The sequence below is a fragment of the Bacillus sp. M5A3_1b genome, from assembly GCF_053345335.1.
The window spans coordinates 187,491-199,935 of sequence record NZ_JBKEZY010000004.1 but is presented as its reverse complement, the minus strand read 5'-3'; the positions used below and the strand labels follow the sequence as shown (position 1 = coordinate 199,935).

The following is a 12,445-nucleotide window of genomic DNA, read 5'->3' as shown; positions in this document are numbered from 1 at the left end:
AATGTCGTCGAATGCTATCTTTAATTGGTTAATTTGTAAGATATTTTTGTGAAGGAGCTTATTTTATAAGAATAGAATTATAGTTAGTAAGGGATTATGCCGAGGGTAGTGAAAATATATGTGTTAGGGGGATTTCATAATGAGGAAACTCAAGCGAATAAATGTTCCTAATATAGAAGAGCAACTATCACAGCCTAATGAGAAGCGAGCAATTAATAAGAAAAAACTAAGACGATTTATATTCATGTTTATATTTATTGCGGCGGCTACTTTGTACCTTCAATTTATTTTAACGAAACAACAAGAAATAATCGTAGAAAAAAAAGATACAATAACGAATCAAAAAAAACAATTGGTCTCTTTAAAGAAAGACCAGGATTCTTTAAAGACTAACATAGAAAATTTAACAGACGATGAGGAAGAAATTTTGAAGTTTGCGAGAAAAGAATATCAATTTTCAAAGTCAAATGAAACTATATTTTTGTTGCCGAAGTAGTGTAATAGAACAGTTAGCGATTGCTAGCTGTTTTTTTATGTATGAATGGCATGGTACAAGTAACAATCACATATTGTAAAAATGAAGAGTTTGAGCTGTTTTTATACTTATGGAATATACACTGAAATAAATGTTGTTAAAATTCTGTCAATTGTATTATAATACAAGGTAAGCGGATACATTTCTTAATCAACGTTGAGTTTATCACTCATACGACTATTAAGAAAACCGTTATCCCGTATTAGAAAGGAAGATAGCTGTGTACGCTTCAAATACAATTTATATCGTAGGGGATGCGAAAGCACCTCAAAATAATCCTATTACCGAAAAGTTCAAAAGTTATTTTGTAGCGTTTGTACTTGTTAAGGAGACAGGGGAAATTGTAGATGCAGATTGCTCAGCGACAATTGCATTAACATCACAATTCGTTAAATATTTGTTTCTACATAAAAATATTAATGATCCACTATTGGTAACAGAAATAAAAAATAGATACTTTGGTTCGTCTCAAAAAGCACTACTTGTAGCATTAAAAGATGCACAGAAAAAATATAATCAAATCGCTGCTTTGTCTACCTATTCCTAGACAAAATCCAGCCATAAGAATCTTCTTATGGCTGGATTTTTTTATTTTACATTAACCTCCTATATGAAAAGCAAGCGAAAGTGGAGATTAATTGTCCGTAAAAAACTAATCTATTTTGTGGATTAAGGTTCCACTTTGTCAGACAACGAAAGGATGAACAATATGAAAATTACCGATGTAAAAGTAAATCGTAGACGTGTAAATCTTCATACACCGTTTAAAACGGCGCTTCGTACCGTAACTGAAATAGAAAGTATAGATGTATATATTTATACAGATGCAGGAATTGTTGGGAGGGGTGCTGCAACCGCAACACCAGTTATTACGGGGGATTTCGCTAACGGAATTGAAGAAGCAATTTTAGGACCGATGCGTTCCTGTTTAATTGGTCAAGGTATTATTCAATTTCAGCAGTTACTGCAGCACATTCAAATGAGTTGTATTGGAAATTCAAGTGCGAAGGCGGCGGTAGATATCGCTTTATATGATGTGTATTGTCAACATCAAAACGTTCCACTTTACGCATTATTAGGCGGGAAGAAAGACATTCATACAGATATTACGGTGAGTGTAGATGAGCCTTTTATTATGGCGAAAGAGGCAAAGCAACATGTAGAAAAAGGATTTCAAACTTTAAAAATTAAAGTGGGGAAATCTGCTCCTTTAGATTTAGAACGTATTGAAGCGATTCGAAATAGCGTACCCAAAAATACGACGTTACGATTAGATGCAAATCAAGGGTGGAATCCAAAAGAAGCGGTTACGATCATTAAAGAGATGGAAAATCGCAATTTAAATATTGAATTTATTGAACAACCTGTTTATGCGAAAGATTGGGATGGATTAAAGTACGTCAAAGATCATGTGCAAACGCCTATTATGGCTGATGAAAGCATATTTTCAGCGGGTGATGCATTGAAAATCGTTCAAGGAGGATATGCAGACTTAATTAATATTAAATTAATGAAATGTGGTGGTATACGTGAAGCGTGGCGTATTGCCGATATTGCTGAAACAGCTGGTGTAAAATGCATGGTCGGAAGTATGATGGAATCTTCACTTTCTGTTAGCGCTGTAGCCCATTTAGCTGCTGCACATCCTAATATTCATTACTTCGATTTGGATGCACCGCTTTGGTTAATGGAAGAACCGGAAGGAATGACTTATTCTGGATCAAAGGTAAACCTTCAAACGACAGTGAATAGTAAATCTTAGGAAAAGAGACTAGTAAACTATCTTTTAAGGGGGATATTTATGAAAAAAGTAGGAACTGCATTTTTAACAACTTTATTTATATTTTCATCGTTTACATCAGCAAATGCTGAAGAGAAGAAAGATAGTAAAGTGTTTATCGATGTATCTGCCGCAACACTTTGGACTGCGCCTGATTCATTACGGCCAATTGATGCACCGAGCGCTACAAACCCAGTTGATTTGTGGAAGTGGACGAAATCAATGACGCTTGATGAGAAACTTTGGTTAACAAATGCAAATAAATTAGAAACGCAAGCGTTATTAGGTCAAGAAGTAACGGTTGTTGATAAAAAAGGGGACTGGGTTAAAGTGTTAGTCCATGGTCAGCCAACACCTCGAAATGAAGAGGGCTATCCAGGGTGGATGCCCGAAAAACAGTTAACATATAATCAAGAATTTGCTGATAAAACAAATGAACCTTTCGTATTAGTAACAAAACCGACAGCCATTTTATATATAAATCCTTCTGAACAACATAAATCACTTGAAGTGAGCTATAATACGCGACTGCCACTACTTAGTGAAGATACGATTTCGTACCGCGTGTTGTTACCAAACGGACAGAAAGCTTGGCTACGAAAAAATGATGGGACAGTTTACCGTTCGCAAAATGATATTCCAACTCCGACAGCTGATGATTTAATAAACACTGGAAAAATGTTTTTAGGATTACCGTATATATGGGCAGGTACAAGTGGCTTTGGATTTGATTGCTCTGGATTTACACATACGATTTATAAATCACACGGTATTACAATTCCGCGGGATTCAGGTCCGCAATCGAGAAATGGAGTTGCAGTTGATAAAGAAAATTTACAAAAAGGAGATTTAATCTTCTTTGCACATGATCAAGGAAAAGGTAGTGTTCACCATGTTGCTATGTATATTGGTGACGGAAATATGATTCACTCACCAAGAGCTGAAAGATCAGTAGAGATTATACCGCTAAATACACCAGGATATATAGAAGAATACGCTGGTGCTCGTCGTTACTTACCTTAAAAAATAGAGGGGGTTTTCAAATGAAAAAAGTTGTTCGTTACTCATTAGTTAGTACTCTATTAGTTTCTTCATTTTTAGTAGGATGCGCAAAAGAAAAAACAACGACAAAGCCGAAAGATGAGAAGAAAGTATTGCAGTTACTAGAAACGGGTGAAATTCCGTCATTAAATTCAGGGAAAGTAACAGATGCAGTATCGTTTAACGTTTTAAATAACGTAATGGAAGGATTATTCCGTTTATCGAAAAATGATGAAGTGATTGAGGCTGGAGCACAAAAATATGAAGTAAGTAAAGATGGAAAAACATATACATTCCACTTGCGTGAAGCGAAATGGTCTAACGGAGATCCAGTAACAGCACAAGATTACGTATACGCTTGGAAGCAGCTGATTAATCCGGATACTGCTTCTCAATATGCATACATTGCTTACGATGTGAAAAATGCGGAGAAAATAAATAAGAAACAATTAGGTTTAGATGAATTAGGAATAAAAGCGACGGATGATAAAACATTCGTTGTAGAGCTAGAACATCCAGTGCCGTATTTTACGAAATTACTTATTTTACCGTCCTTCTATCCAATTAACGAAAAATATGCGAAAGAGCAGGGCGATAAGTACGGATTAGAAGCAAATAAAGCGGTGTATAACGGGCCATTTACATTATCAGAGTGGAAGCATGAAGCGAGTTTTACACTGAAAAAAAACGATAAGTATTGGGATAAGAAAGAAGTGAAGCTAGATGAAGTAAACTATCAAATTGTTAAAGAAATTTCAACTGCGGTAAATTTATATGAAACAGATAAAGTTGATAGAGCTGTCATTTCTACAGAATTCGTCGATAAATATAAAAGTAATAAAGAGCTAAAACAATATACAGATCCGGTTATGTACTTCTTCCGATTCAATGAAAATGTACCGATTCTTAAAAATAAAAACGCAAGGCTTGCGCTAAGTACAGTGTTTGATAAGAAAGGACTTGCGACTTCATTTTTAAATGATGGTTCGGTTGCTGCTAACTATTACGTACCAAAAGGATTTTTAAAAGGTCCAGATAAAAAAGATTTTAGAAGTACAGCAGGTGAGTTTAATAAAACTGATGTAAAACAGGCGAAAGAATATTGGGAAAAGGCGAAGCAAGAGACCGGTACAAATGAAGTGACGCTTGAATTATTAAACTATGACTTAGAAAACTTCAAAAAAGTAGGAGAATACATTAAAGAAGAGCTAGAGAAAAACTTACCAGGCTTAAAGGTAAATGTAAAATTACAACCACACACGCAAAAACTAGCGTTAGAGAAGAAGAAAGAATATGAAATGTCATTATCACGCTGGTTACCGGATTATCCAGATCCAATGACTTATTTAGAAGTATTCCTTTCTGGAAGCAGTGTGAACAATACAGAATATGCAAATCCGGAATATGACGCGTTAATTAAGAAGATTAAAACAGAATTAGGTAATGATGAAAAAGCTCGTTGGAAAGCAATGCAAGATGCTGAGAAAATGTTACTGGATGATGCAGTAATTGCACCGGTATTCCAGCGCGGATTATCATACTTACAAAAGCCGCATGTGAAAGATTTATATGTACATCAATTCGGTCCAGCTACAAGTTTAAAATGGGCAGATGTGCAGAAATAAAATTATGAAGAAACAGACTTCACATGTGTGATAGTCTGTTTTTCTTATTTAAAGTTAGAGAAATAGTCCGTGGTATAATTTACTGGTCTGTATAAAATATTTGGATGGGAATGATGTTTATGTTTGAAGAAAAGGAAGTAATATGTACAAAAAGATTGTTCATGAGGAAACCAAGTATAGAATATGTTGATCAATTTTATAACATATTAAAGAAAGAAGCTGTTGGCAAATGGCTTGCTAAATCAAGAGGAATGTCAAAAGAAGAAGCAAATGATTATATCAGGAATCTTATATTACATTGGGAACAGTATAATTTTGGTGTATGGTTGTTATTTAATAGTGAAACAGGAAAGCTTTTAGGACATTGTGGTTTAAGAAAAGTGGATGAAACTGATGAAATAGAGATTATGTATCTACTTGATCCAGACTATTGTGGAAATGGATATGCATCAGAAGCAGCAGGGGCTTCTATTCAATATGCAAAAGAGACGATGGGTGTAAAAAGAATAATTGCTAGGGTGAAAATAGCAAATGACAATTCGAAAAATCTTTTACGAAAGTTAGGTTTTACATATACTCATGATATTGATTATAGTGGACGTATCTTATCTTATTTTGAATTTAATATAGCTCCTGATGAATTATAGACATTTTATATATTTTTTCATGTCTTAAAAATAAAATTATTAGTAAAATTCCAGTGTGAAATTTATGTAGAATCTTGTATAATTAACGTGTTTCTATGGAAACATTTTCTTGCGCTATTTGTATAGAACTTAATAGAACAAGGAAAGAAATACATACATGTATATAATAGATAAATAGAATGGAACATGTATAGAGAAAAAGGAGAGAAATGATGGCGTGTCAAAAACAAGGGTTACAATTTAATAGCAATAGAAAGAGGAAGAGACGATGAAAATGAAGCATGCTTTTGGTCCCATAATTTTAGCGTGTGTGCTTTTTTTCATTATCATATTAATCCCATCGAAAAGTTTAGTATCACTTATTAGTGATAAGAAAGTAGAAGATGCGGCAACTTCCTTACAAAAAGAAAAACTACAAAGTGTTTTCTTACAGCAAAAAATGCTAGATAATTCACATTATTTACCGATGTATGGTTCATCTGAATTTTTACGAATGGATGCATATCACCCGTCTAATTACTTTAAAGTAAATCCGGCTGGTTTTACGCCATATTTAATGGGGATTGGCGGTACGCAAAGTTTAGCTCATATATTAAATATGACGTCTACAATGGATGAACTAGAAGGTAAAAAAGTAGTCTTTGTTTTATCACCACAATGGTTTACAAAGACTGGGGTATCACAAGGGGATTTCACTAACAATTTCTCTAAGCAACAAGCATATCATTTTATTTTTAATGATAAAATAAATGTTGAAATGAAGAAGCAAATTGCGAAACGACTATTAGATTATAAAGTTGTTCAAGAAGATGATATATTAAAAAATTCATTAGAAGGTATTGTGTATAATGATACGAAACATAACATAAAAGCAGGTTTAGTTAAACCAATTGCTTATATGCATCGAAATATTTTAGATCATAGAGATTTATTTAACTCTTTATTTAAAATCGAACCGATGAAAGAGAAAACAAATATCGGACTTCGTTCAATTTCTTGGGTAGATGCACGTAAACATGCGGAGGAAGAAGGAAAAGCGGAATCTACTACAAACACATTCGGAATTGAAAATCCGTATTACTATAAACATAATTTAAAGAAAAAATTAAAAGGATTAAAAAACTTTAGAGCAAATGAATCGTATGAAGAATCACCAGAATATGATGACTTACAAATTGTTTTAAATATTTTTAAAGAGAAAAATGTCAAACCACTCTTTATTTCTGTACCTGTAAACGGACCGTGGTATGATTACGCTGGTTTCCCTAAAGAACGCCGCGAAGTGTATTATAAAAAAGTTCGGGAACAAGTTGAGAAAGCAGGATACCCAGTAGTTGATTTTTCTGGCCATGAATATGATAAGTATTTCTTAAAAGATACAATTCATTTAGGTTGGAAAGGCTGGATTTACTTTGATGAAGCAGTACAAAACTTTTATATTGAAAAATAAGAGTGGAGAAGAAGGAACGGCTATAAGCTGTTCCTTTTTTAGTATAGAGTATTTTGATGTGGGCAATTCGGAAAGGCATGTATATCTTGAATTTGTCTAAAATCATAATGCTTCATTGCGAACTGCGCTTGATAAAGGTATTCATACACATATAATTGACCATCATGTGCTGAACATAATACACCAGAAGTTCCCTGCCCATTTATGAAGGAAATACCGATAGGGCGTCCGATTAAGTATTGTATTTTTTGTTGCCAATGCATAGGGAAATCACTCCTTTTAGAGTTAATATACGAAATGGACGAATGCATTGTTGCTTATCCACATAATTATGGAGGCTTTTTATACAATTTCTAGAAGATATTAATAAGAATGAATTACAAGTGCGAGGAAGGAATGAATAATGAAGAAAGAGAATGTTTTGGAAGAAAAGTTAAATTGTATAGAATGGTGTCAAACATTGAAGCGAGTACCTGGTGATATATGGTTTCAGGCATTAAAAAAGGTTCATGGGCAATTGCGGATGTGTTTTTAATAAAGGATAGAATTCCATACTTTATAAGTGGACAATCTGTACCAAATGTTCCAATAGATGTTGAGGAAATGAATAAGGGAGCAATTAAATATGCGAGATCTGGTATTTCAAAAGAAGAACTATTAAATCAATTTAGTGTTACTCGTAAACAGTTAGTGGATGAAATTGAGCGAATTCCCACCAAATATTTTTATAATGTCTACCAATTTGGTACTAAAAAAGTGAAATTAAATCATTACTTTTCATCACTAATTCAACATGACTTAAAGCACAAAGAAGAAATAATGCAATTTCTAATATATAATCAAGCCTATAATAAAAACCGCTAACATTCGTAATGAATGTATAGCGGTTTTTATTTATATTTTTACGCAAGATTTTTACGCTTTTTTGTCCATTTTTTAATGATGAAGTATAAAAGAATAAGAATGACGCCGCCAATTGCGAATGATTTCACATATGGTCCAGCAACTTCGTTAATATTCTCCCAATTCTCACCTAGTTTTTCACCTAAATAAATGAAAATAATAGACCAAGGGATGATTGCAAGTGCTGTTAATGTAGTGAAACGTAGGAAAGGCATTTTCGTAATCCCGGCAGGAATTGAAATTGCATGGCGTACTACTGGAATAAAGCGCGCTGTGAAAATGACGCCAGTCCCGTAACGGTTAAACCAATCTTCAGCTGCATCTATATGTTTTTTATGAATGAAAATATATTTTCCGTATCGTTCTAATATAGGTCGTCCACCGTATCGTCCAAGCCAATAAATAAAGATTTGAGCAATAACGCCGCCAATTGTACCGAATATAACTGCACCTACAAATGAGATACTACCATTGAATACTAAGTACCCCGCATAAGCAAGGACGATTTCACTTGGGATAATTTCAATCATAAGTCCAAGCATAATGCCCCAATAACCTAGCCCTTCAAAAAATGTTAATACTGAGTGAATAAAACTACTTACCATTGTTGCACCTTCTAATTTATGAATTTTTGAATATATGCCCCTTTATTTAACTACGTAAAAGGTTCACTATATGTAGATTATACCTTATTTATATAGGGGATTGCTATTTCAATTCTTTTATGTCTCTCATAAGTAGTATAGTACAGGATATGAGCTTAGTTTTCATGAAGAGAAAATGAAAAGATTATTAAAAATTTCTCATATATAAATGATAATGTTATAGGCTTTTAATTTCCAAAGTGAGAAGAGTAATGTATGCATAATAAGAATTAAAATTATGGACTATTTTCTATTTGGGATCGAGATATGATTCGGCTGATAAAAACAAAAGTATTTCAAAGGGTGGCTTATAGGTTTGAAAATTAAAAAATAATTCAAGGAGAATAAAAATATAAATATTCTCTTATCACCTAGACAGGTACTTCACTTTCTAATAACGAATTATAATGTTAATGAAATTTTATAGAAAATTAACGTGATGAAGGTGAAAATATGAAAAAAGCATTATTAGAAAAGGCCTCATATCTACATAAAGCAGAAATCGAACAATTACATAAAGCTATATTAGTTTCTGAGAAAGGACATGAAGGACAATTTCGCGTTTCCGGTGAGCCGTATATTACTCATCCATTTGCAGTTACAGAAATTTTGTTAGATTGTAAGGCAGATATAATAACTTTAGTTGCAGCATTACTACATGATGTGGTGGAGGATACAGATTATACAATTGAGTATATACGTGATATATTCGGTAAAAAAGTGGCTGATATTGTAGAAGGGTTAACTAAAATTGATAAAAAACAAATCTCTAATAAAGAAGAGTATGAAGCAATAAATTTAAAGAAATTATTGTTAGCTACGCAAGGAGATATAAGAGTAGCTATTATAAAAGTGATAGATCGTCTACATAATATGAGAACTTTACAGGTGAAAGCTGTAAAGAAACAAGTTCCTTATGCAAATGAAACACTCAAAATTTTCGCTCCGATTTGTAAAAGATTAGGGCTATTACATGTTCAACACGAGTTAGAAGATTTAGGTTTTTATTATCTTAACCATTCTAAATATAAGGGAATGAGTATTCTTTTACAAAATTATGTTAAGTTATTAGAGGATTTGTCTCAAAATATTATGTTAGATATAAATAATTTTCTGAATCGAACTTTAATATTTGAAGTGGACTATGAAGTAAGCCCTATTTATACAGCTTATTCTCGTCTCCAAGATATTCAAGACATTACAGTAGTGTCAAAAATAATTATCACGGCCTCAAATAATTTAGACTGTTATAAAATATTAGGAGTTATACATCAACTATACCAACCAATTCCATATCAATTTGAAGATAATATAGCAATTGAAAGTGATGTATTAAACAAATACTTAAAGACCAAAGTGGTGATCAATAACCATGAAATAGTGATATGTATTGAAACAAAAATAAATCAAGAGATACGAGATAAAGGAGTATTTCATGTACTTACAAAAAGTATAACTGATAAGGAGATGCAAAATATAATTCATAAATTGATGGATCATTTTATTAAGACAAATGATCTAGTAACTCAAGATGCGGTTGAATTTTATGATTTAGTATCATATGAACTATTCCAAGATAATATTGTTGTATTTACTCCTAAGTTAGATTCCGTGAACTTACCGCAAGGTGCTACCGTAATTGATTTTGCTTTCGCATTAAACCCTAAGATCGCTAAGTATATGTCAGGTGCTAAAGTTAATGGTATAAACAAAACGATAACAACGAATGTTTCACATTTAGATATTGTTGAACTTGTGGTAACTGAAAATATTAGTAATGTAAGACAGGATTGGCTAAATTTTGCTAATAGCTCAAAAGCTCAAATTGAAATTTATAAAGAGCTACAATGATGAAGGAATGAAATTTATCGAGAAAGCCTGTTTGAAATTTAATAGAATGAGATGAGCATTTTTGAATTAATAATAGGCGATTATGGTTTTTTATAATTAATACCTAGAGAAAAAAGCATCAACATGTTCTAAGTATGTAACAGATTGATGCTTGTTTTCGTTATAAAAAAATAGAAGCATTTCTGCTCCTATTTTTTACGGTTTCACTTCTAAATTTTGTAAAAATAAAGTTGCTGTTACGTAACGTTTCGCTAACATTTGTACATAAGCGGTATGTACAGAAAGTGTGGCGATAATAATAGCGTTACGAATTGCTTCACGTTGTTCGTTGTTAACTTGATCGAACTTGCTTGCGATTTTATCAGCTTTTTCTTTTACGATGTTTTCAATTGTATGAACTGTATCTGTTGCATTTAGTTGTAAGCAATTCCCTTGATTGAGTTCTTCAAATAGGGAAGAGTATGCTCCATATAAATGAACAGGATTGATTAAGTCATCACTTCGATCGGCTGGGTCATTTACGATAAGGCGTAATAGCTTACGAATGGATTCAAAATCAAGTGCTGTTTTTAAATCTTCAACAATGAATAGTAAGGCTGCTTGTTCAATTGAATATTTTTTCCCTTTTTGAGGGGAGCCAATCATTTCTTTAATATCTCGTTTTACCCAGTTTTGCATGGCCGTTACTGAGAAACTTGTATTTTCAATCTGATTTCCAAGCGCAACTATTTCATTTAATGAAAAACCGACGTCTGTATCATCAATTTTAATCAGTTTTTCAAAAATAGGTGAAAGTGCGGTAGTAATAAAAGCAGTTACGCTTTGTCCGCTTTCAATATCTTTTTTATGTGACTTTGCCCACGCTTCTTGTAAAATACCGAGAGGCTTTTTCGTATTCCATCCTCTTAAAGATAGAAGAAGGGTAGCCATTTCGTTTCGTGTGAGATGAAATGTTTCCATCTTTTCACCTCCAAAAATATTAAAAAGTTCTTATGAACCTATAATATGTTTTGTTTCATTTAAAGTCAATTCTGTTTTGCTTAATTTTTCCTTTGTCACCAAACTGTTATAAGTAAATAATGCTTGCATATTTCGACAAAAGTTCATATAATAAGTTCATAAGAACCTTTAAAATGTTTTTAAAAACAAATCTATCATTCTTAATTTACTAGAAAGGTAGATTTCACATATATCTATATAAAAGGAGAATGGATATAATATGTTGAAAAAACTTGTAGCAGTCATGACAGCATTCATGGTTATCTTTGGAGCTAGTAGCTTCATGTTTGTAGATCACGCAGCAGCGAAGAGTTACAAATCTGGTAAGAAATCATACACACCAAGTTCTGGTCAAAAGTCAAAAGTTGATTTGAACAAAAAAGATAGTAACGTGAATTCACAAAAAACAACAACAGATTCAAAAAACAAAGCAACAAACACAGCACCAAAAAGTAATAAAGGAAGCTTTATGAAAGGTTTATTACTAGGTGGTCTTGGTGGTTTACTAATGGGTAGCTTATTTGCAAATATGGGAGCTCTTGGTTCTGTATTAGCGTTTATGGTAAATATGTTAGTAATGGCTGGTATCGTAATGTTAGCAGTTCGTGCATTTAAATACTTCAAAGATCAACGTAAGAAAAAGGCAGATGAAGTAGCATGGAAACAATAAAAATTTCTGAACAAGAATTAATAAATGCACTTTGCGTATATATCGCTGAAAAAAGACAAGTTGGTCCAGAAGAAGTTTTAGTTGAATTAATGTATGACGATGACTACGGTTTTTCTGCTGAAGTAGAAGTAAATGGTCGCAAACAAATTTTAATTCAAGCGAACTTAATCGAAGCACTACGCTTATTGCTTGACAGAGAATATAATGTCAATTCATTCGCAGCAAGATTACAACTTGAATTAGATGATGAAGAAGGCATTTACGCATTAGCAAAGTTTAATAACTCAAATGAATAGAAAA

General features: G+C 32.7%; 13 protein-coding genes and 1 pseudogene. 11 read left to right on the top strand and 3 right to left on the bottom strand.

Annotated elements, in window-relative coordinates; all coding sequences use genetic code 11:
* The first annotated feature begins 139 nt into the window (after positions 1-139).
* The 7 genes from ACLBWW_RS13620 (at position 140) to dltD (ending at position 7,078) form a co-directional block, all read left to right on the top strand.
* The gene (locus tag ACLBWW_RS13620) at positions 140-496 is read left to right on the top strand and encodes an FtsB family cell division protein (RefSeq protein ID WP_048547449.1); all 357 of its coding nucleotides are present in this window, start codon (positions 140-142) and stop codon (positions 494-496) included.
* A 259-nt stretch (positions 497-755) separates the two neighbouring features.
* On the top strand, positions 756-1,082 hold the full coding sequence (locus tag ACLBWW_RS13615; RefSeq protein WP_048547447.1) for a DUF3870 domain-containing protein: 327 nt from the start codon (positions 756-758) through the stop codon (positions 1,080-1,082).
* Positions 1,083-1,235: 153 nt separating this feature from the next.
* Positions 1,236-2,297, top strand: coding sequence for a dipeptide epimerase (locus ACLBWW_RS13610; protein WP_141519945.1), 1,062 nt, complete (start codon positions 1,236-1,238; stop codon positions 2,295-2,297).
* A gap of 39 nt (positions 2,298-2,336) precedes the next feature.
* Positions 2,337-3,338: a C40 family peptidase gene (locus ACLBWW_RS13605; RefSeq protein WP_048547444.1), complete on the top strand. Its 1,002-nt coding sequence runs from the start codon at positions 2,337-2,339 to the stop codon at positions 3,336-3,338.
* Positions 3,339-3,358: 20 nt separating this feature from the next.
* Positions 3,359-4,981, top strand: a complete 1,623-nt coding sequence (locus ACLBWW_RS13600) for a peptide ABC transporter substrate-binding protein (RefSeq protein ID WP_447614075.1) — start codon at positions 3,359-3,361, stop codon at positions 4,979-4,981.
* A 119-nt stretch (positions 4,982-5,100) separates the two neighbouring features.
* A complete protein-coding gene (locus ACLBWW_RS13595; RefSeq protein ID WP_447614074.1) occupies positions 5,101-5,628 on the top strand; it encodes a GNAT family N-acetyltransferase in 528 nt (175 codons plus the stop codon).
* A gap of 268 nt (positions 5,629-5,896) precedes the next feature.
* The gene (gene dltD / locus ACLBWW_RS13590) at positions 5,897-7,078 is read left to right on the top strand and encodes a D-alanyl-lipoteichoic acid biosynthesis protein DltD (RefSeq protein WP_098706672.1); all 1,182 of its coding nucleotides are present in this window, start codon (positions 5,897-5,899) and stop codon (positions 7,076-7,078) included.
* A 38-nt stretch (positions 7,079-7,116) separates the two neighbouring features.
* Here the strand turns inward: dltD and ACLBWW_RS13585 are convergent, their stop codons facing one another.
* Complete coding sequence (locus ACLBWW_RS13585) at positions 7,117-7,341, bottom strand: hypothetical protein (protein WP_000558704.1); 225 nt, start codon at positions 7,339-7,341, stop codon at positions 7,117-7,119.
* A 140-nt stretch (positions 7,342-7,481) separates the two neighbouring features.
* On the opposite strand from ACLBWW_RS13585, the pseudogene ACLBWW_RS13580 reads away from it, so the two are divergent.
* Positions 7,482-7,942 (top strand): annotated as a pseudogene (locus tag ACLBWW_RS13580) (DinB family protein).
* A 38-nt stretch (positions 7,943-7,980) separates the two neighbouring features.
* Here ACLBWW_RS13580 and ACLBWW_RS13575 read toward each other — a convergent pair.
* Positions 7,981-8,586 carry a DedA family protein gene (locus tag ACLBWW_RS13575; protein WP_000254824.1) on the bottom strand — a complete coding sequence of 202 codons (606 nt, stop codon included), beginning with the start codon at positions 8,584-8,586 and terminating at the stop codon, positions 7,981-7,983.
* Between the two features lie 492 nt (positions 8,587-9,078).
* On the opposite strand from ACLBWW_RS13575, the gene ACLBWW_RS13570 reads away from it, so the two are divergent.
* Entirely contained in the window at positions 9,079-10,476 is a 1,398-nt protein-coding gene (locus ACLBWW_RS13570; protein WP_098706673.1) for an HD domain-containing protein, read from the top strand.
* 195 nt (positions 10,477-10,671) lie between these two features.
* Here the strand turns inward: ACLBWW_RS13570 and ACLBWW_RS13565 are convergent, their stop codons facing one another.
* A complete protein-coding gene (locus ACLBWW_RS13565; RefSeq protein ID WP_000447228.1) occupies positions 10,672-11,436 on the bottom strand; it encodes a DUF1836 domain-containing protein in 765 nt (254 codons plus the stop codon).
* 259 nt (positions 11,437-11,695) lie between these two features.
* On the opposite strand from ACLBWW_RS13565, the gene ACLBWW_RS13560 reads away from it, so the two are divergent.
* Entirely contained in the window at positions 11,696-12,145 is a 450-nt protein-coding gene (locus ACLBWW_RS13560; RefSeq protein WP_098047721.1) for a hypothetical protein, read from the top strand.
* Positions 12,133-12,441, top strand: coding sequence for a YxcD family protein (locus ACLBWW_RS13555; protein ID WP_000447756.1), 309 nt, complete (start codon positions 12,133-12,135; stop codon positions 12,439-12,441). The genes ACLBWW_RS13560 and ACLBWW_RS13555 overlap by 13 nt, the downstream gene beginning before the upstream one ends.
* Positions 12,442-12,445 lie beyond the last annotated feature (4 nt).

Excerpts from the sequence above, each read along its gene's own strand:
- ACLBWW_RS13600 (WP_447614075.1), top strand. The coding sequence starts at position 3,359 with ATGAAAAAAGTTGTTCGTTACTCATTAGTTAGTACTCTATTAGTTTCT.
- ACLBWW_RS13575 (WP_000254824.1), bottom strand. The coding sequence starts at position 8,586 with ATGGTAAGTAGTTTTATTCACTCAGTATTAACATTTTTTGAAGGGCTA.
- ACLBWW_RS13605 (WP_048547444.1), top strand. The coding sequence starts at position 2,337 with ATGAAAAAAGTAGGAACTGCATTTTTAACAACTTTATTTATATTTTCA.
- ACLBWW_RS13610 (WP_141519945.1), top strand. The coding sequence starts at position 1,236 with ATGAACAATATGAAAATTACCGATGTAAAAGTAAATCGTAGACGTGTA.
- ACLBWW_RS13565 (WP_000447228.1), bottom strand. The coding sequence starts at position 11,436 with ATGGAAACATTTCATCTCACACGAAACGAAATGGCTACCCTTCTTCTA.
- ACLBWW_RS13620 (WP_048547449.1), top strand. The coding sequence starts at position 140 with ATGAGGAAACTCAAGCGAATAAATGTTCCTAATATAGAAGAGCAACTA.
- dltD (WP_098706672.1), top strand. The coding sequence starts at position 5,897 with ATGAAAATGAAGCATGCTTTTGGTCCCATAATTTTAGCGTGTGTGCTT.
- ACLBWW_RS13595 (WP_447614074.1), top strand. The coding sequence starts at position 5,101 with ATGTTTGAAGAAAAGGAAGTAATATGTACAAAAAGATTGTTCATGAGG.
- ACLBWW_RS13560 (WP_098047721.1), top strand. The coding sequence starts at position 11,696 with ATGTTGAAAAAACTTGTAGCAGTCATGACAGCATTCATGGTTATCTTT.
- ACLBWW_RS13585 (WP_000558704.1), bottom strand. The coding sequence starts at position 7,341 with ATGCATTGGCAACAAAAAATACAATACTTAATCGGACGCCCTATCGGT.
- ACLBWW_RS13555 (WP_000447756.1), top strand. The coding sequence starts at position 12,133 with ATGGAAACAATAAAAATTTCTGAACAAGAATTAATAAATGCACTTTGC.
- ACLBWW_RS13570 (WP_098706673.1), top strand. The coding sequence starts at position 9,079 with ATGAAAAAAGCATTATTAGAAAAGGCCTCATATCTACATAAAGCAGAA.